The following is an 18,967-nucleotide window of genomic DNA, read 5'->3' on the forward strand; positions in this document are numbered from 1 at the left end:
AAGTGCGGTAACCGCATGACACCTGCTGCCCGCTATGCCGCTGCGATCGAAATTCTTGACTTGATTGGCGCCGCGCAACCGGCAGAACAGGTGCTGACGACCTGGGCGCGCCAAAACCGCTTTGCCGGGTCAAAGGACCGCGCGGCGATCCGCGATCACGTCTATGACGTCCTGCGACAAAAGCGCAGCGTCGCCGCTTGGGGCGGCGGAACCGGTGGGCGCGCATTGATCCTTGGCTTACTGCGCAAAGGTGGAGTTGATCCCACCACCGTCTTTGGCGCAGGCGGTTATGGTCCAACCGAACTGACAACAACAGAGGCTGCACCGAAATCACCTGAAATGACCGATGCCGAGGCATTCGACATGCCCGATTGGCTTTGGCCCACCTGGCAGGCCGATCTGGGGGACCAAGCGAGGGAAACAGCTACATGCCAACAGAACCGCGCGCCGGTGTCGTTGCGCGTGAACCTGCGGAGCGGTAGTCGGGACACCGCACAATTGGCGCTGGCGGACGACGGCGTCAAAACCGAACCAATCGCTGATATCAAAACAGCCTTGCAGGTTGTGGAAAACCCGCGGCGCGTCGCGGTGAGCGCTGCGTTTCAGAATGGCCTGGTCGAGCTGCAAGATGCGGCTTCTCAATGGGCGATGCAGACGGTTGCGCCCTTTGTCGGTGGCAGTGTGCTGGACTATTGCGCGGGCGGTGGCGGCAAGGCGCTGGCACTGGCCGATATGACTGATGCCCAGATTACGGCACATGACATCGCTGCGCGGCGGATGGCGGATATCCCCGCGCGTGCCGCACGCGCCGATGTGTCGATCACCATTGCAGTAGATGCACCGAAAAACATGTACGATCTGGTGCTCTGCGACGCCCCCTGTTCAGGCAGCGGCACGTGGCGCCGCACGCCCGAGGCAAAGTGGACACTGAACACGGCCCGCCTTGCAGAACTGTCCGAAATGCAGCGAGACGTAATCCGACAAGGGGCAAAACGGGTAAAAGACGATGGTCATCTAGCCTATGCGACATGTTCTGTCCTGCATCAGGAGAACGATGAAATTGTTGACGATTTCTTGAAAGAGCATCCCGATTTCCGGCTTACGGTCCGTGAGCAGCTCTTGCCAACACACACGCATGACGGGTTTTTTCTTGCGATCCTGCAACTTGTCTGATTGCCTGTCCCAAGAATGCTCAGCGCGCTTAATGTTTAGTTAAGCAGTCTGCGCTAGCAAAGCCCAACACAAAGGGGCTCGGATTTGGACGCGGATCAACGGCAGCTGCGCACATTGGTGACGGATGATGGACGGCTCGGTCCGCCGGCTTGGGTATTCCTTTTGTGCGCCGCAATTGCCTCTGCCGCATCGGTGTTTCTTAACCATCCGCTTTTGCGGATTGGGCTTGGTATTTTCGCGTTATCCCTGACAGTGATTGCCATCTACGCTGGGCGCTGGCCGGCCGCGCTAAGCCCCGCGCAAAAGAAGGAGCAGCGCGAAAAGGCTGCGTTGGAAGACGCTGTACGTGCGTTGATCAGCCACGACACAGACCCTGCCTTTCTGACAGATGCTGAAGGTGAGATTCGATTCGCCAATGCCGCGGCCGAAGAACGTTTTGGCGACGCCAGCGAGGACCATCTGACGACCGCATTTGGCAAAATTCTCGCCAATCCTGAGGTAGCTCTATACCGACTTCAGAACCGGGCCTTTACTGTAGGGTCTGCCAAAGAGGACCTTTCGACTCGTAATGGTCAATTCCGGCTGTCGGTGGTCCAGGTGGCCGACGACGCGCAGCTTTGGCGTCTGGACGACACCGGCAAAAACACCCGATCATCCGGGCGCGCTGCGGATAACCTGACGCTGCCGATGATGACTGTGGGGCCGTCGAACGCGATCCTCTATCTGAATGAAGCATTTCGCAAATTGCTTGGGCGTCGGCCAAAATCGCTGGTTGATGTCTTTGGAACGACCGAGTTGAGCAACGGTCAGGTACTGCGCGTCCAATGCGAAGATGGCGCACAAGATGTCCTGGTTGCCATTGTGAACGGACCCGCCGGGCGAAGAGAGCTTTATGCATTGCCAACCCACGAAGGGTCCGGATCAATTGCGCGACCCATGGCAGGCGGCTGGGATGCCATCGAGGACCTGCCAGTACCGCTGATGAAGATCGCAGAGGAAGGGGATATTCTCGCCTCGAACCGCGAGGCACGGCAGCTGCTCGGGATCGACGAATCGCGGTCACAAAAGGTGCAGGATGTCCTTGATGGTCTTGGCCGCCCCATCGGCGATTGGCTGCGCGAGGCTGTTAACGGTCAAGGCGGACATGTTTCTCAATTTCTACGCGGACGCGGGGATCATCATGAAACATTCGTGCAGGTCACGCTGAACCACGCCCAAGGCAGCGAGGGGCCGCAACTGATTGCGGTGCTGAACGATGTGACCGAACTCAAAACGCTCGAAGCGCAATTCGTGCAAAGCCAAAAAATGCAGGCCATCGGGCAATTGGCAGGCGGGGTTGCGCATGATTTCAACAACCTGCTTACCGCCATCTCAGGGCATTGCGACTTGCTTTTGTTGCGCCATGACCAGGGCGATCAGGACTACGGCGATCTCATTCAGATTCACCAAAACGCAAACCGGGCGGCAAGCCTTGTTGGCCAGCTTTTGGCGTTTTCCCGCAAACAAAACCTGCAGCCCGAACGGATCGATTTGCGTGACACGCTTGCCGATCTGACCCATCTGCTGAACCGGCTTGTAGGTGAAAAGGTGCGTCTGACGCTAGATCACGATCAGAACCTTGCCTCGATCAAAGCCGACAAGCGGCAGTTGGAACAGGTTATGATGAACCTTGTGGTCAACGCCCGCGATGCCATGCCCAAAGGCGGCGAGATCAAAGTCAAGACAGAGAATATGGTCGTGGAACGGGTACTCGAACGCGATCGCGCCACGATTCCGCCTGGCGAATACGTCGTGGTCAAAGTCATTGATGAAGGGCACGGTATCCCACCTGAACGCCTGCCCAAGATTTTCGAACCCTTCTACACCACCAAACGCACTGGCGAAGGCACAGGTCTTGGCTTGTCGACCGTCTATGGCATCGTCAAACAAACCGGCGGCTTCATCTTTGCGACCAGTGACATGACATCGGGGACCGAATTTCAGCTGTTGTTCCCCGCCTACACATTGCCGGTCGCCGAAAGTTTACCGCTGGTGGTTGAACAACCACGCATCCGCAGCGAGGCCGGCGAAGGGGTGGTATTGCTGGTCGAAGATGAAGCACCCGTACGGGCCTTTGCCAGCCGCGCGCTTCAATTACGCGGCTACACGGTGCTCGAAGCAGACAGCGCCGAGGCGGCGCTGGAGCTTTTGTCCGACAAGGATTTGAGCGTCGATATCTTCGTCACCGACGTCATTATGCCCGGCATGGATGGACCAACCTGGGTCAGAGAGGCGCTGGTGGATCGACCAGATACCAAAGTTGTGTTTGTGTCCGGATACGCCGAAGACGCGTTTTCCGACACCGACGACCGCATTCCAAATTCGGTCTTCTTGCCCAAGCCATTCTCTTTGACGGAATTGACGTCAACCGTGCAAGGACAGTTGCACTGACATTTTTCAAGATTCACGCAAGCTACGCCATGATGCCGATCATCGGCAATATGGCGTCGCCATTCAGTGGAGCTGATTGATAAGTTTCAAGAACTACAGATTTTGGCAATTGCCTGCGCAATCGCCGGAAATTTCTGAATGTCGGTGGTGCCGCTGATAGGACTCGAACCTACGACCCCATCATTACGAATGACGTGCTCTACCAGCTGAGCTACAGCGGCGTTCCGGGGTGTGTGTTAGCACCCTGCCCGGGCGTGGAAAAGACCTATTTCGCCTCTTCCACGACTTCCGCCTCGGGCACATCGGTGACGTCTTCAACCATGACAACATCGTTGGCGGGCTCTTGTCCCACGATCAGCGGCAGCATCTCTGTCCCGGTTGGCATTGCTACCTCTCCCGCTGGTGGGCGCTTCCAGGCCAGCGTGTCGAATGACGCGCAGTTGCTGCAGACAGGTACCCATTCGGTGTGGATGTGTTGACAATTATTACAGATCCACTGCGCCCCTCGCGGCGCTGTCAACGCGCGCGCAAGCCAACCACGGACAACGGCATCTTCGGCGCCGCTGCCGCGCTCAATCGCCGCCATCAAGGTCAAGCTTCGCGAAGTCGGATCATCATTGACCAATTCGCCCAGCGCACGTTTCGCCGTCGGAAAATCCTCTGCCGCGATATGCAGTTCTGCCAGCAGCATCTTGGTTTCGGGATTGTCGGGGTTCTGTTTGGTCAAGGACACGAACCGCTTAAGACGTGCCGCCGCCGTTTCATTCGGCGCGATTTCGGCGAATGCCGCAGCAAGATCCGGGTGCGGTTGCACGCCCCAAGCCTTTGACAACACTCGTGCTGCATATTTCGGTTTGTCCTGCGCGATATAGCCGCGCGCAGCCATCACCGCCGCCGGTATTAGATCGGGCGAAAGCCGGTAGGCGTTGATCGCAGCTTCACGCGCCTCGATCGATTGACCGTCTTCCATAATGTCACGCGCTTCTGACAGGGCCAGAACCGCATCGCGGCGTTTGTGTACGTCGCGGGGCAAATTGCCGGCCTTCAGCTTTGCGCCTAGTGTTTCTCTCGCGCCGGCCCAATCTTCCTTTTCGGCCTGAAGCTTCAAAAGAACATCCTGCGTCTCTTCATGTTTGGGTTTCAGGGCGAAAGCCTTTTTCGCCAGCGCCATCGCCGTATCGGTATCCCCCGCCAACAGCTTTTGTTTCATCAATCCGCGCACCCCGACAAAGCGGGTCTGGCTGGACTCCAATAGTGCCTTATAGCTTTCCTCGGCCTGACGTTTGTCGCCTGTCATCTCGGCGGCCTGTGCGGTCAGCAATGTCGTCAGTTCCGGCGCGTTCAGGTAACGTTGTGCACGCTGTGCCTTCGTCATCGCAAGATGCCCTTCGCCCGATGCCAATGCCATCATGCCTTCTGACAGCGCCTCGAACCCTTTGCGTTCGCGATTGCGATCGAAATAGCGCGAAATCGCTGTCTCGTCGCCGTTCAGTAAATGATAAGTCGCCAACAGGAACGTCATCAATTTCAGCAGCAGCCAAACCAAAACCACCAGCCCGACAAAGCCAAAGACAAGTTGCAGGGGTGACAGCGTCATCTCAATGCCTGCAACGGATACGATGGCCCCGCCGTCGACACTCATCAATTGCATGGCGCCGTAGGTCAGGCCAGTCACGATGGCAATGAAGGCGATAATCTTGATCAAGGACAATAGCATTAGGGCGGCCTTCAGTTGTCTGAAAGTGAATTGGAAAGGGTATCAGCGGCATCAATGGCTGCCGCGCGCGCTTCTGCCTGGGTCAGCCAATCGGACATGGCCGCGCGCGCAACATCGGGCAGCGTTCCGATCTCTGACAAGGCATCGTTCAACCGCCCTTCACGCAGCGCACCCTCGGCACGTGACAATGTGGCGTCGACACCGGCACCCTCTTTTGGCGCCACGGACCGCACATCAAGCTGGTTTCGCAAGAATGCCCCTATGCCAGAGGATTCATCGCCATCGACCCCCTCAGCGCGGGCATCAGACAAAGCACGCCGTGCAGCTGCAGGAAAGTCCGATTGAAGGCTGCCAAGTGTCGCGGTTCCTTCAGCCACAGCGACAAGCGCTTCGGGTGCGGGACCGCCAAGCGCCGATTCCAGTTCTCCCAGCAGTCCGCCAAACGGCGCGCCGCTTTCCAGCGCACCCTGCACCCGGGCAAGTGATGCTTTGGCTGTCGCCGCGCGCGCTGCCTCTACCGCGTTCTGTTCAATCGCTATCGCCTCGGCGCGCGTGTCTTCCAACCGTGCTGCGGTCTGGTCCGCGACTGCAGCAAGTTCGGCCTGTTGGGTCGCAATCTGATCGCGCAACGCTTGCATATCAGCCTCAAACGCATCCACTGCGGTCTGCGGCAATGTGCCATCCCCACTCGGTTGCCGTTCAAGCGTGTCGATGCGCGGTGCCAGTGCTGCAACGTCGGAATCGATTCGCGCGATTTCATCACGCAATTCGCCAACGGTCGCTGACAAATCACTTGTATCTGTCGGGTCCGGCAAGGCTGCGATCTCGTCACGCAACTCGGCAAGGTCTGCCGCTGAAACCGCAGGTTCGACCGTCTCTTGGTCTGCATAGCGCAGATAAGCAGTGCCATAACCAATTCCGCCGGCCAGCAAGCCGCCCAACAAAAGCGGAACAAAGATGCTTTGCTGATGCGACGTCTGCGCAGCAGCAACAGGCGCACTGGGCGTGGATTCAGGCTGTTTTTCTTCAGTTTCGGTCTGAGTTTCCTCGACTGGCTTTTCTTCAGCGGGCGCGTCCTCGACGGACTCTGGTACAGGTTCTGCCACCGCACCCGACTTGTCACCTTCTGTGACAGTCACGTCTTCGGCTGTTGCCCCGATCACCTCTTCAGCAGGCGTTTCTGCTTTCGGCTTTGTGCTCTTCCGCGGCTTGCGCGGTTTTGCAGGCTCTTTTGCCACGTCCACACCCTTTTGCTGACAATTGCGCCGGAATGGACGCAACGCCTACGTTATCCCGGCCCGTTCGGACCCTCAAGCCACCTCACCGATCCAATATCGCCCGCAACTGCCGGGCGGTCGCCGTGATCATGGCGGCTTCGGTTGGTTGGCTGGCCGTTTGAATAGTATCGCACCCCATATGCGCCATCTCTTCGGCAACAGCACCGCTGATCGCGATTACATGCAATGGGCCATGCCACTCCAACCCGTTCACGATATGGGACGATCTGGGGGAAAAGACAGGGGCAACAACAGGCTTCGTTCCCCGTGCAAGCGCGATTGCGGCTTCGGTTGGGGGCAAAAGGTCTTGGAGGTAGGTCGCGATGGTGGTGCACTGGAACCCGGCACGCGACAGCTTTGCCGCAATGTCACCGCGGTGATGTCGCCCAGCCAAATGCAACATCGGCCCGTTAGGCGCGCGATCAATGACCAATGCGATCAGGTCGTTCGCTGCGCCACCGGCAGAGGTTGCATCAAAACCTGCCGCGCGCGCCGCGGCTGCCGTTTTGTCACCAACGCACCACGCCGGAACCTTCGTAACGCCAAGCCGAACGGCCTGTGCCACTCCGTGGACAGACGTAAAAACGACATGGGCTGGGGCAGGGATCGTGCCAGGATCCAACGGCACAATTTGTAAGGCAGGTGAGATCACGACTGGCACGTCCTCTTGCAGTGCCGCAATCACAGCAGATGCAAAGCTGTCTGCAGCAGGCTGTGGGCGCGTGATCAAAAGCGTCGGTGTCATGGACCTTTTCCGCCGCCATTGTTTGCGCGGCCTCTCAGTGTTACCTGCCAGACCACCCGGCGCAAGGTAAGGACGGCAATGACGCTCACCATTCTTGGCATTGAAAGCAGCTGCGATGACACCGCCGCCGCCGTGGTGCGCGGCACTTCGATTCTGTCATCCGTGGTCTACGGCCAGACCACGTTGCATGCCGCGTTTGGCGGTGTGGTCCCAGAAATTGCCGCGCGCGCACATGCCGAAAAGATCGACCTGAGTGTTGAAGAGGCGTTAAGCACCGCCAAGTTGACCTTGGATGATGTCGACGGGATTGCCGTAACCGCGGGGCCGGGCCTGATCGGCGGGGTTCTGTCCGGCGTGATGTGCGCAAAGGGTTTGTCTGCCGCGTCCGGTAAACCGCTCGTCGGCGTCAATCATCTTGCAGGCCATGCCCTGACCCCGATGCTATTGGGCGATGTGACTTATCCCTATCTGATGCTGTTGGTTTCGGGTGGCCATTGTCAGTTTCTGATCGCTCACGGGCACGACCACTTTACCCGTATCGGTGGTACAATTGACGATGCCCCGGGTGAGGCATTCGATAAGACAGCGCGTATCTTGGGCCTTGGGCAACCTGGTGGACCAGCCGTTCAGAAGGCCGCTGAAACCGGCAATCCCAACAGGTTCAAACTTCCGCGCCCACTGTTGGATCGACCCGGTTGTGATCTCAGTTTTTCCGGCCTTAAGACTGCAATGTTGCGCGCGCGCGACTCCGTCCTAGCAGACCAACACGGTCTCACGGCGGCCGATCAGTCGGACCTTGCTGCCGGATTTCAACGCGCTGTGGCTGATATTCTGACCGACAAGACGGAGCGAGCGCTGGCCCGCTACCTTGACCTCGATCCACCGACCCCATGTTTCGCCGTTGCAGGCGGTGTTGCAGCCAACACCGAAATCCGCGCGCGGCTGAAAGCACTTTGTGAAGATCGGTCGGTCGCATTCAGCGCGCCGCCACTATCGCTTTGCACTGACAACGCCGCCATGATTGCCTATGCGGGCGGATTGCGTTTGGCTGCGGGTCAAAGGGATGATTTGACACTGTCGGCGCGGCCGCGCTGGCCATTGGACGACCGCACCCCGGCCATGCTGGGATCAGGCAAGAAAGGAGCCAAGGCATGATAGGGATCGCTGGTGCTGGTGCATTCGGAACGGCTTTGGCTGTATCTTTGGCGCGCGATGAACGACCCGTCACGCTTTGGGCGCGCAATGCAGGCGCGGCGCAAAAGATGCAAAGCACCCGCCAGAACCCTCGCCTGCCAGGTGTGACGCTGCCCGATGCATTGTTGGCAACGGGTGATCTGCAACGGCTGTTTGCATGCGACACTTTGCTTTTGGCGATCCCCGCGCAGACCTTACGCGGCTTTCTGACTGACAATGCGGGAGCGCTAGCAGACAAATATCTGGTCGCTTGCTGCAAAGGTATCGACCTTGAAACCCTGACCGGCCCGTCTGCGCTGGTGCGCGACATCGTCCCCTCTGCCACCCCTGCGATGCTGACCGGCCCGTCATTTGCCGATGACATTGCGCGTGGCTTGCCCACCGGACTGACGCTGGCCTGCGGCGATGAGGCTGCTGGCAAGATGTTGCAGCAATGGCTTTCAACCGCGAATTTGCGGCTTTATACGACGACAGATGTGATTGGGGCAGAACTTGGCGGCGCGCTCAAGAATGTGGTCGCGATTGGCTGCGGCGTGGCGATTGGCGCGGGCCTTGGTGATAGCGCGCGCGCCGCATTGCTGACCCGGGGATTTTCCGAAATGCAGCGGATTGCGGACCATCTGGGCGCCGACCCGAGCACTTTGACCGGGCTTTCAGGATTGGGTGATCTGGCACTGACCTGCACATCTGATCTGTCGCGCAACTATCGGTTCGGCCTCGCACTAGGTGCTGGCAAGTCCTTTGACAGCGGCACTACGGTCGAAGGCGCCGCGACCGCCCGTGCGGTGACAAAACTGGCACGGGATCTTGGCCTTGATTTGCCGGTGACCGCAATTGTCGCCAAACTCGCCCATCATGAGATTGACCCCCAAACCGCGCTTCAGACTCTACTGGCGCGCCCGTTGAAAGAGGAATGACAATGGCCCATTGGCTTTTCAAATCCGAACCCGATGTCTTTGGATGGGATGATCTGGTTGCCAAAGGCGACGCGGGTGAAGAATGGGACGGTGTGCGCAACTATCAGGCCCGCAACAACATGCGCGCCATGTCGGTCGGCGACACCGGGTTCTATTACCATTCACGCTCTGGCCTTGAAATCGTCGGAATTGTCGAAGTTTGCGCTGCCGCGCACCGGGACAGCACAACCGATGATGACCGTTGGGAATGCGTCGATGTCCGTGCCTTGCGTCCCTTTGTCGAACCCGTCAGCCTTGAAACCATCAAGGCCGATCCACGCCTCTCAGAAATGGTGCTGGTCAAGAACTCTCGGCTTTCGGTCCAGCCGGTTACCGCGGATGAATGGAACATCCTGTGTGCGCTGGGAAAGACAAAACCGTAGCAACTTTAACGGTCCCACCTATAATCGCCTCAGCCAACAGGAAGGGAAGATCATGGGATTCTTGAGCGTTATCATCGCCGCCGTTGCGGCATTTGCAGTCGGGGCCGCCTATTACATGGCGCTATCAAAGCCTTGGATGGAGGTCGCTGACATCGAAGTTGGCGAAGATGGCAAGCCCTTAGAAGACGGGCCGACCCCCTATATCGTGTCCTTTATCATGATCCTGCTGGTCGCAGGCATGATGCGCCACACATTCGCGCTTTCGGGAATCGACGGCGTGGGCAAAGGCCTGATTTCGGGACTGGGCGTTGGCTTGTTCTTCATCAGCCCGTGGATTTTCATCAACACCGGGTATTCGAAACGGCCTTGGAAGCTGGCCATCATCGACAGCGGCTATGCGGTGTTGGCAGCAGCTACTATCGGGATCGTACTGACATTGTTCTAAACCAAAAAACGCCCGCCAGTTTTGGCGGGCGTTTCCAGCATTCTGCGTCCGGTGTTAGCCGTAGACGCTTTCTTTGCCGAAATGCTTGGTCAGCATGTAATAGACAACGGCGCGGTACTTGTTGCGCTCTGACTTGCCGTAGACCTCGATCACCTTGTTGATTGCATCCATCAGCTCTGGCCCGTCCGACAAGCCAAGCTTTTTGATCAGGAAATTGTTTTTGACGGTTTCCAGCTCAGATTCTTGGCCGCCAGCCACGGTGGACGCATCCGCATTGTAGATCGCCGGGCCGCACCCAATGGTCACTTTGGTCAGCAGGTCCATATCAGGTGTCATGCCGCACTTGTTTGTAAGATCATCCGCGTACTTCGCGATCCACTCGTCTCTTTTGCCCATTATGGCTGTCCCCGTCGTTTGTGTTTCGGCCTGAAATGGCCCCATTCACCCCACCCATGCGAGGCGTTGCGGCAAGGTAATAACAGGTCGTGTGCCGGAACAAGCAAAAAGAAGGGGGAAAAACCGGATCGGCGGATCAACGACAGGTGCCCCATCCCCGCGATTGCAGGTGAAAATGATCCGCATGGAGAGCATTGTAGTCAGGGCCCAGTGTTGTCTTGAACCACCGACACGACCCCCGTTGAACCTCGCGCAGAAAGGCAGACTTTGCGCTTTCAGCACCCCAGTCGCGCAGCAAAATGACCTGACCGCCGTCACTGAGGCGAAAGCCACGCACATCAATCGCATCCGCCGTCGCGTGCGTGCTCCACCGGGTGCTGTTGCCGGCAGACGTACGCATCGCGCGGCAATTGTAGCTGCCCTGATCCAGGATTTCGGACACGTCAGTATCCAGGTGTTCGCGTGCCGCTGGTTGAACACTGTGCCGTTCCCACATCGCCAACCGCAGTGCTGTAGCGCACCCTGTTTCGAGTGTCCCCAATGACGCGGCACCGACATCTCGGATCGTGACAGGGTTAGTGACCGCGCAATTAGGGTTATTCGTGGCAAAAGACGCGCGAGAGGTGATCTGTGACACTTTGCCCAGCGCCGCCAGACACGCCTCAGGGTCTGCAGTAGTGCGCCCCAGCTTCCACGTGGTCATCGGCGTCAGCGGTGCCGCGACGTTTAGAGGGCGCAACGGATTCCAGTAATCTGGCAGCGGCGTTTCCGGGTGCAGGATTGCAGCCGCCCCTAAAATGCAGCCGAAAACCAGAACAGACAGAAAGACCGCGCGTCGGATCGCGCGGCCTGTAATCTTGCGGAATGCGGGCAATTTGCCCACCTCTTAGTAGCGGTAGTGCTCTGGCTTGAACGGTCCGTCAACCGTTACGCCGATATAATCGGCCTGTTCTTTCTTCAGCTCAGTCAGCTTGACGCCAATGCGGCCAAGGTGCAGGCGCGCGACCTTTTCGTCCAAATGCTTGGGCAGGATGTAGACGCCCGGTTGATACTCATCGCCTTTCGTCCAAAGTTCGATCTGCGCCAGAACCTGGTTGGTGAAAGAGGCCGACATGACAAATGACGGATGGCCTGTCGCATTGCCAAGGTTCAACAGGCGGCCCTCAGACAGCAGGATCAACCGGTTGCCGGACGGCATCTCGATCATATCCACCTGTTCCTTGATGTTGGTCCACTTGTGGTTTTTCAGCGCGGCGACCTGAATCTCGTTGTCGAAATGGCCGATGTTACCGACGATCGCCATATCCTTCATCTCGCGCATATGCTCGATACGGATGACGTCCTTGTTGCCAGTGGTTGTGATGAAGACATCAGCACTGTCCAACACGTCTTCCAGCACGACAACTTCAAATCCGTCCATAGCTGCCTGAAGCGCACAAATCGGATCAACTTCGGTGACCTTGACACGGGCCCCCGCGCCGGCAAGCGACGCGGCAGAGCCTTTGCCCACATCGCCATAACCGCAGACCACAGCGACCTTACCGGCCATCATCGTGTCGGTAGCCCGGCGAATACCGTCGACCAACGATTCCTTGCAGCCGTATTTGTTGTCGAACTTCGACTTTGTGACACTGTCATTAACGTTGATCGCAGGGAACGGCAGCTGACCGTTTTTGTGCAGATCGTAAAGGCGGTGCACGCCCGTCGTCGTCTCTTCGGACACGCCCTGAATGTCGGCTTTGGTCTTTGTGAACCAGCCGGGGGTCTCTGCCATCCGCTTTTGGATTTGCTTTTTGATCACTTCCTCTTCTTCCGAGGTCGGGACCGCCAGCACGTCCTCACCCCCTTCCATGCGTGCGCCTAGAAGCACATAAAGCGTCGCGTCGCCACCATCATCAAGGATCATGTTCGCGCCTTCCGGGAACATGAAGGACTTGTCCAAATAGTCCCAATGCTCTTCCAGACTTTGACCCTTAACCGCAAATACCGGAACACCTGCTTCTGCGATGGCAGCGGCAGCGTGATCTTGGGTTGAAAAAATGTTGCAAGACGCCCAGCGCACGTCAGCGCCCAGTTCGACCAAAGTCTCAATCAGAACGGCCGTCTGGATGGTCATGTGCAATGACCCGACAATCCGCGCACCTTTCAGCGGCTTGCTATTGCCATACTCTTCGCGACAGGCCATCAGGCCCGGCATTTCCGTTTCTGCGATATCAAGTTCCTTGCGGCCAAAAGCCGCAAGTTCGATGTCCTTTACAACGTAGTCTTTGGCCATTTTCGGTGTCCTGAATCCAATTGGTTTGTGCTTGCGCATACAAAAGAACCGCCCAACGGACAAGAAACCTTTTGTCGCTGTTAAGTTCGCGGTAAGAGCAGCGCGCAGCGCATTGGCGGAACCATTGGAATGAGTGACTTTCTAAGGCGGATCTATCCGGAGTTCGACGCAGGCGGCTATCACCACGCCAATGGCCGGGTCGCTTTTTTCACGCGACTGGCATCGATCCTACCAAAAGAGGCGCATGTCCTCGATTTTGGCGCCGGGCGCGGCCGGTTTAGCTATGGCGAAAGTGAAGGCGCGCGTGTGCATACCGACCTGACCGGCCGCGTGGCGCGTTTCGCAGCTTTTGATGTCGATCCCGTCGTGCTCGAAAACCCCGATACTGAAGACCGACACCACGCCAAAGTTGGCGCGCCGTTGCCGTTTCAAGACAACAGCTTTGACATCATCTTTTCATGGATGGTCTTCGAACATATTGCTGATCCTGCATTCTACGCCGCAGAATTAGACCGCATCTTGCGACCGGGCGGTTGGATTTGCGCAGGCACGCCCAACAAATGGGGTTTGACCGGGATCATCACCCGCGCAGTTCCCAACAAGATGCATGTCGGCGTGCTTCGCAAACTCGCACCACAGCGCAAAGAAGAAGACGTCTTTCCAACGACGTATCGTCTGAATACACGCCAAACAATCCGCCGCTTCTTCGCGCCCGAAGACTATCAGGATTGCAGCTATTTCATGACGACTGGCGCGGCCTATCATGGCAACAAGATGCTGCTCGCGCGGCTGTGGATGTTCTACAATTGGTTGATGCCACCCAGCTTGCGGCCCCAGTTTCACATCTTTCTGCGCAAGAAACGGGCCAATCAGCCGTCCGCTGAAAAAACCTGAGATATATCGTCCTGCTGCCAATGCGTGCCCGCGGCCATGATACAAGACAGGCCGGTTGGAAAGCTTTGGATGATGGTCCAACTGGAACCATCCCGGGACATAAACACCTCAAACAGGCGCGCCTCACCTTGCAGGCCGCGGCCAACAAGTCGTTCTGAATACCCTTCGCCCAATTTTTGAACGATGACTTCGCGGGTTAGACAGGTCTGTTGCGCCTGCACAACGGTTGTCGTGGCGATAATCGTGGCGGCTGCTGCCGCAAGTACGTGACGTCGGGCCATTTTCGAGGCTCCCATTTCGGGCGCAGTTTTCCGCGCGAGACAAATTCGCCTCCCTGTGCGTTTACCATGGAACAAAAAGGCAAAAAGTTTGCTAACGCCCCTTTGACCCTGCGATCCATCCACGGCACTAAGTGCAAATGGCAAAGCAAACTCGTGCATGGCAACGGATGTTATCGGGCCGTCGGCTGGACCTTCTGGACCCGACCCCGGTGGACATCGAAATCGAAGATATCGCCCATGGGTTGGCCTTTGTGGCACGTTGGAATGGGCAGACCAAAGGTGATTTTGCCTATTCGGTTGCCGAACATTCGCTTCTGGTGGAGCAGATCTTTCGCTCGCAGAACCCAAAGGCCCCTATCAAATGGCAATTGGCCGCGTTGCTGCACGATGCGCCGGAATATGTCATCGGCGATATGATCAGCCCCGTGAAGGCCGCGGTTGGCCCAAGTTACGGCCAGCTTGATGATCGGCTGACCGCTGCCGTTCATCTCCGGTTCGGACTGCCTGCGCAGATCCCGGTGACCGTTAAAAAGCAGATCAAGCGCGCCGACAAATTGTCTGCGTGGCTGGAAGCAATCCAGATCGCAGGTTTCACACGCGCCGAAGCGGATAGGTTCTTTGGCAAGCAAGACCCAACGCTTGCACAATCGCTGGATATTCGCTTGCGACCCCCCGTCGAGGTACGCCAGGATTTCACTGCGCGCTGCCAAAGCCTGATGGCAGACCTATGATTATTCGTCCGGCCACCACTGACGATGCCGTGGCCATGACAACACTGACAAACGAAATCATTTTGGCTGGTGAAACCACTGCGCACCAAACGCCTTATGATGCGCAATGGATGGCACACGCCTGGACCGCATCCTTAAGCGCATCGATCTTTAGCCATTACCACATGCCAACGTTGCGCAGCTGTGCAAGCTTGCGCTCGGCCTCGATCTGCTGCGCCTGACGCCGGTTGATTGGGCGGCGATGGGTTGTCCAATATGTTGGTGCCGCCCAATTGTCCTGACGGGCCGCCGTTTGAAACGATGAAGCAAAAATTGATAGCATGGTCTGTTCCTTTCATCAGTCGATGACCAACAGATAAGGGGTTTACAGATACAGTGCGACTCAGGAAGAATACCTATATGATAGTTGAGCTTTCATAATGGATTGGCGCTCTGTCCCCTCCCTTCCGGCATTGCGCGCGGTCGAGGCCGCGGGCCGTACCGGGTCATTGTCAAAAGCAGCGGCTGAATTGAACGTCACACATGCGGCCATTGCTCAGCACCTTCGCACAGTCGAAGATTTCATGGGTTGTCCACTGCTGACGCGGCAAGGACGCGGCATGGCTCTAACCCCTCAGGGACAACAGCTGTTGCCTGCTCTGACTACAGGATTTGCCCAAGTTATCGCGGGGGTGCGCGATGTTATGGCAGAGGCTGCAGACGCGCCGCTTTCCATCTCTGTCACGCCCAGCTTTGCGGAAAACTGGCTGATGCCGCGTATGGGGGCGTTCTGGTCGGCGCATCCTGACATCACCGTCTCGGTCACACCCTCAACCGGATTAAGTGACCTGCGGCGTGACGGGTTCGATCTGGCAGTGCGTTATGGCAAAGGCGACTGGCCGGGCCTTTCGTCAGAGTTTCTGGTGTCTGCCGACTACGTCGTGGTCGCTAGCCCTGATCTGTTGCGGGGCCGAACGGCCACATCCCTTGCAGATCTCTCTGACCTTCCTTGGCTGTTTGAATCGATGCACCGCGAAACCTATGTCTGGGCGATGTCAGAAGGGCTCGACCCGGCATGTTGTCAAACAAAAGAAGTCGCGACGCTCAGCATGGTGCTTGCCGCCGCACGCGCAGGCGCGGGTGTTGCCATTGCGTCAAAGGCGCTGGTGTCAGGTGACATTGCCAACGGCACACTGACCGCGGTCCTCGAAGTACCGCAATCAGGATTGGGCTATTTTATCGTTAGACGACCCGGTGTGGTGTCACCGCGACTGAAAATCTTTGCCGATTGGCTGAAATCGGCCGCTTAACGCGGGCTACGTTTTGCCAGAATCCGCTGTAGCGTCCGCCGATGCATGTTCAGCCGCCGCGCCGTTTCGCTGACGTTGCGGTCGCACAGTTCATAGACCCGCTGAATATGTTCCCAGCGCACCCGATCCGCGCTCATCGGGTTTTCCGGCGGTGGCGGAAGTTCGTCAGTGCGCGCAAGCAACGCATTGGTGACATCCCGCGCATCCGCTGGTTTCGCCAGATAATCTGTCGCACCGATTTTGACCGCCGCAACAGCCGTTGCAATAGCGCCATAACCAGTCAAGACTACGATCCGGCTCTCAGGCCTGCGCTCGCGCAGAACCTCAACCACGTCCAGCCCGTTTCCGTCTTCCAGCCGCAAATCGACCACCGCATAGGCCGGTGGCCGCGCGGTTGCGATGGCCTTTCCAGCAGCGACAGTTTCTGCAGTTTCGACTGCAAAGCCGCGCTTTTCCATAGCCTTGCCCAGCCGCTTGACGAAGGCTTCGTCATCATCGACCAGCAGCAAAGAGCCGTCAGGACCCAGATCCAGCGCTTCGTTGTCCATTCTGATTGCCTTTTGTTCCATGAACCAGATTTAGTGTGACCTCTCCCATGGTCAAATCTCAGCTTTGCGCGACATGGCAGGCGACACGATCTGCCAAGGCTTCAGGCCCATCTTCGCGTCGGAAGAAATCGACAAAGCCGTCTTCAGGTGTCACAAAATAAGTAAAGACAGAGTGGTTCATCAGGTAATAATCTGGATCGTCGTCTGCCTGAGAATAGACCACGCGGTATGCGCCTGCCGCAGCCTTAATCTGCTCGTCTGAACCTGTCAGGCCGATCATCTCTGGATGAAAGTTCTGGATGTAGTCGCCAACCACCTGCGGCGTATCACGCGCAGGATCGATACTGATGAATACTGGCGTCGCGTCGATGCCTTGTTCCGCCAGTATGTCTACGGCGGCTGCGTTGCGGGCATTGTCAATCGGGCAGACATCGGGGCAAAAAGTGTAGCCAAAATAGATCAGCGTAGGCTCAGTGATGACGTCAGCGTCGGTCAACGTGGCACCACTGCCATCGACCAACGTGAACGGCCCGCCAAAGTCGCCACCGGCAACAACACCGCCGCCACAGCCTGCCGGGGTCCGCTGGGTCAGGACATAGGTCGTCCCCAAAACCCCAAGGACCGCGACACTGGCCGCCACTGAAATCATCCTGATCATTCGAATTCCTTTCAATTCGTCGCATTGATCCTAGATTGTGCGACCCTTAACAATGGCACAGCTTGCCGCAGCCCCAAGGCCCCCAATGCCCACGGAAATACATGACGTCCTGCAAGAGCGCGAGCGCAGCAACTGGGTGCGATTGCGCACACTTGTGTTACTGCGCTGGTTCGCGATCACCGGTCAAATCATCGCGATATTCGTAGCCGTTCGTTTCTACGGCCTCCGGATCGAGGTTCCGGCTGCCGCACTGACAATCATAGCGTCGGTTTTAGCGAACCTGTTTTTCAGCTTTCTCTACCCTGAGAACAAGCGCCTGTCGGAAAGAGAGGCATCGTTCATACTCAGCTTCGATGTCGTGCAGCTGGGCGTGCTGCTTTATTTGACTGGCGGCCTGTCCAACCCCTTTGCGCTGTTGCTCTTGGCCCCGGTCACTATCGCAGCAACCGTGTTGCACCTGTCCAGCACGGTGGTCTTGGGCATACTGGCGATCACTATCACCACATTACTCTATCGCACCAACATCCCGATTGAGCGCGCCACTGGCGAGATTTTGATGCTGCCTGATTTGTTTCAGTTCGGGTTCTGGGTGGCGCTGGTCATAGGGGTAATCTTTTTGGCGATCTATGCCCGACAGGTCACCAACGAAATGCACACAATGGGCGAGGCTTTGCTTGCAACGCAGCTGGCATTGGCGCGCGAACAAAAGCTGACGGACCTTGGTGGCGTCGTCGCTGCCGCCGCGCATGAATTGGGCACGCCGCTTGCAACAATCAAACTTGTCAGCAGCGAGTTGATAGAAGAACTCGAAAAGCAACCGGAGCTGTTAGAGGATGCAGCCCTGATCCGGGAGCAAGCGGAACGCTGTCGCGACATCCTGCACTCCATGGGCCGCGCAGGCAAAGACGATCTGCACCTGCGCACAGCACCTTTGGAAACCGTCGTGCGCGAAGCCGCTGAGCCACATTTGGAGCGCGGCAAACAGGTCGTATTCTATATCGGTACCGATGATGACAGCGACGATTTGCAGCCCACAATCACCCGGCGACCCGAAATCATTCACGGACTACGGAACCTGATGCAGAACGCGGTCGATTTTTCGGACAGCCGTGTCGAGATTGAAGCGACCTGGACGGACGAAAGGGTGACTGTTCGCATCTCCGACGACGGTCACGGTTTTCCTCAGTCTGTGATTGGTCGCATTGGCGATCCTTTCGTCCGGCGGCGGCGCGGCGGTCTCGATGGTGCGCGACGCCCGGGCTATGAAGGCATGGGGCTGGGACTTTTTATTGCCAAAACCTTGCTGGAACGGTCGGGCGCAAAACTCACCTTTGCTAATGGGCGTCGTCACGGACACGCCGGCTGGGCTGGGCAGGCAACGGGTGGCGCCGTGGTGACGGTTTCGTGGGATCGCATCTTGCTGGATCGGACTGCGCAAACGGGCAAAGGCGCCCTTGGCCAGAACCAGCCCATCGTAAGCTAACCTCCTTTAACCAGCCATTAAGCAATTTAACCCATCCTCAACCTGTATTGCGTTGGGATTCACCTTGATGGACATCATCTGGCCTTCGATTC

The 18,967-nt window shown here is 57.6% G+C and carries 20 protein-coding genes and 1 tRNA gene; 10 read left to right on the forward strand and 11 right to left on the reverse strand.

What is annotated here, in order from left to right; translation table 11 throughout:
* The first annotated feature begins 15 nt into the window (after nt 1-15).
* The gene (locus tag AB3Y40_RS15645) at nt 16-1,173 is read left to right on the forward strand and encodes an RsmB/NOP family class I SAM-dependent RNA methyltransferase (protein WP_369439812.1); all 1,158 of its coding nucleotides are present in this window, start codon (nt 16-18) and stop codon (nt 1,171-1,173) included.
* 84 nt (nt 1,174-1,257) lie between these two features.
* A complete protein-coding gene (locus AB3Y40_RS15650) occupies nt 1,258-3,603 on the forward strand; it encodes an ATP-binding protein (protein WP_369439813.1) in 2,346 nt (781 codons plus the stop codon).
* Between the two features lie 145 nt (nt 3,604-3,748).
* On the opposite strand, the gene AB3Y40_RS15655 is transcribed toward AB3Y40_RS15650, so the two are convergent.
* The 4 genes from AB3Y40_RS15655 to AB3Y40_RS15670 form a co-directional block, all read right to left on the reverse strand.
* Nucleotides 3,749-3,824 (reverse strand) — tRNA-Thr (locus AB3Y40_RS15655).
* Between the two features lie 44 nt (nt 3,825-3,868).
* Entirely contained in the window at nt 3,869-5,320 is a 1,452-nt protein-coding gene (locus AB3Y40_RS15660; protein ID WP_369439814.1) for a heme biosynthesis protein HemY, read from the reverse strand.
* A gap of 11 nt (nt 5,321-5,331) precedes the next feature.
* Entirely contained in the window at nt 5,332-6,558 is a 1,227-nt protein-coding gene (locus AB3Y40_RS15665; protein ID WP_369439815.1) for a COG4223 family protein, read from the reverse strand.
* 82 nt (nt 6,559-6,640) lie between these two features.
* Nucleotides 6,641-7,342 (reverse strand): uroporphyrinogen-III synthase, encoded by a 702-nt coding sequence (locus tag AB3Y40_RS15670; RefSeq protein ID WP_369439816.1) that lies wholly within the window; start codon nt 7,340-7,342, stop codon nt 6,641-6,643.
* 78 nt (nt 7,343-7,420) lie between these two features.
* Between AB3Y40_RS15670 and tsaD the strand changes: the two genes are divergently transcribed.
* Genes tsaD through AB3Y40_RS15690 form a run of 4 tightly spaced genes read left to right on the forward strand, consistent with a single transcriptional unit; the run spans nt 7,421 to nt 10,320 of the window.
* Nucleotides 7,421-8,497 carry a tRNA (adenosine(37)-N6)-threonylcarbamoyltransferase complex transferase subunit TsaD gene (gene tsaD, locus AB3Y40_RS15675; protein ID WP_369439817.1) on the forward strand — a complete coding sequence of 359 codons (1,077 nt, stop codon included), beginning with the start codon at nt 7,421-7,423 and terminating at the stop codon, nt 8,495-8,497.
* Complete coding sequence (locus AB3Y40_RS15680; protein WP_369439818.1) at nt 8,494-9,453, forward strand: NAD(P)H-dependent glycerol-3-phosphate dehydrogenase; 960 nt, start codon at nt 8,494-8,496, stop codon at nt 9,451-9,453. Before tsaD ends, AB3Y40_RS15680 begins: the two co-directional genes overlap by 4 nt.
* A 2-nt stretch (nt 9,454-9,455) precedes the next feature.
* Nucleotides 9,456-9,875 (forward strand): EVE domain-containing protein, encoded by a 420-nt coding sequence (locus tag AB3Y40_RS15685; RefSeq protein ID WP_369439819.1) that lies wholly within the window; start codon nt 9,456-9,458, stop codon nt 9,873-9,875.
* A gap of 52 nt (nt 9,876-9,927) precedes the next feature.
* Nucleotides 9,928-10,320, forward strand: coding sequence for a DUF1761 domain-containing protein (locus AB3Y40_RS15690; protein WP_369439820.1), 393 nt, complete (start codon nt 9,928-9,930; stop codon nt 10,318-10,320).
* 54 nt (nt 10,321-10,374) lie between these two features.
* Here AB3Y40_RS15690 and AB3Y40_RS15695 read toward each other — a convergent pair whose 3' ends face one another.
* From AB3Y40_RS15695 to ahcY, 3 genes are all read right to left on the reverse strand, one after another.
* Nucleotides 10,375-10,716 carry a DUF2853 family protein gene (locus AB3Y40_RS15695; protein ID WP_369439821.1) on the reverse strand — a complete coding sequence of 114 codons (342 nt, stop codon included), beginning with the start codon at nt 10,714-10,716 and terminating at the stop codon, nt 10,375-10,377.
* 136 nt (nt 10,717-10,852) lie between these two features.
* On the reverse strand, nt 10,853-11,590 hold the full coding sequence (locus tag AB3Y40_RS15700) for an extensin-like domain-containing protein (RefSeq protein ID WP_369439822.1): 738 nt from the start codon (nt 11,588-11,590) through the stop codon (nt 10,853-10,855).
* Between the two features lie 12 nt (nt 11,591-11,602).
* Nucleotides 11,603-12,991, reverse strand: coding sequence for an adenosylhomocysteinase (gene ahcY, locus AB3Y40_RS15705; RefSeq protein WP_369439823.1), 1,389 nt, complete (start codon nt 12,989-12,991; stop codon nt 11,603-11,605).
* A gap of 129 nt (nt 12,992-13,120) precedes the next feature.
* Here ahcY and AB3Y40_RS15710 point away from each other — a divergent pair, with 129 nt between their 5' ends.
* On the forward strand, nt 13,121-13,885 hold the full coding sequence (locus tag AB3Y40_RS15710) for a class I SAM-dependent methyltransferase (protein ID WP_369439824.1): 765 nt from the start codon (nt 13,121-13,123) through the stop codon (nt 13,883-13,885).
* On the opposite strand, the gene AB3Y40_RS15715 is transcribed toward AB3Y40_RS15710, so the two are convergent.
* Nucleotides 13,861-14,166: a hypothetical protein gene (locus tag AB3Y40_RS15715; RefSeq protein WP_369439825.1), complete on the reverse strand. Its 306-nt coding sequence runs from the start codon at nt 14,164-14,166 to the stop codon at nt 13,861-13,863. The genes AB3Y40_RS15710 and AB3Y40_RS15715 overlap by 25 nt on opposite strands.
* Nucleotides 14,167-14,303: 137 nt before the next feature.
* Here AB3Y40_RS15715 and AB3Y40_RS15720 point away from each other — a divergent pair, with 137 nt between their 5' ends.
* On the forward strand, nt 14,304-14,897 hold the full coding sequence (locus AB3Y40_RS15720; RefSeq protein WP_369439826.1) for an HD domain-containing protein: 594 nt from the start codon (nt 14,304-14,306) through the stop codon (nt 14,895-14,897).
* 157 nt (nt 14,898-15,054) lie between these two features.
* Here the strand turns inward: AB3Y40_RS15720 and AB3Y40_RS15725 are convergent, their stop codons facing one another.
* A complete protein-coding gene (locus tag AB3Y40_RS15725) occupies nt 15,055-15,219 on the reverse strand; it encodes a hypothetical protein (RefSeq protein WP_369439827.1) in 165 nt (54 codons plus the stop codon).
* Between the two features lie 97 nt (nt 15,220-15,316).
* Here AB3Y40_RS15725 and AB3Y40_RS15730 point away from each other — a divergent pair, with 97 nt between their 5' ends.
* On the forward strand, nt 15,317-16,186 hold the full coding sequence (locus tag AB3Y40_RS15730) for a LysR family transcriptional regulator (RefSeq protein ID WP_369439828.1): 870 nt from the start codon (nt 15,317-15,319) through the stop codon (nt 16,184-16,186).
* Here AB3Y40_RS15730 and AB3Y40_RS15735 read toward each other — a convergent pair.
* Complete coding sequence (locus tag AB3Y40_RS15735) at nt 16,183-16,734, reverse strand: ActR/PrrA/RegA family redox response regulator transcription factor (protein WP_369440239.1); 552 nt, start codon at nt 16,732-16,734, stop codon at nt 16,183-16,185. The genes AB3Y40_RS15730 and AB3Y40_RS15735 overlap by 4 nt on opposite strands.
* A gap of 58 nt (nt 16,735-16,792) precedes the next feature.
* Nucleotides 16,793-17,392, reverse strand: a complete 600-nt coding sequence (locus AB3Y40_RS15740) for an SCO family protein (protein WP_369439829.1) — start codon at nt 17,390-17,392, stop codon at nt 16,793-16,795.
* Between the two features lie 85 nt (nt 17,393-17,477).
* Between AB3Y40_RS15740 and regB the strand changes: the two genes are divergently transcribed.
* Nucleotides 17,478-18,875, forward strand: coding sequence for a sensor histidine kinase RegB (gene regB, locus AB3Y40_RS15745; RefSeq protein ID WP_369439830.1), 1,398 nt, complete (start codon nt 17,478-17,480; stop codon nt 18,873-18,875).
* The last annotated feature ends 92 nt before the right edge of the window (nt 18,876-18,967 follow it).

Origin of the sequence: Yoonia sp. R2331 (assembly GCF_041103235.1) — a bacterium.
Taxonomy (GTDB): domain Bacteria; phylum Pseudomonadota; class Alphaproteobacteria; order Rhodobacterales; family Rhodobacteraceae; genus CANMYO01.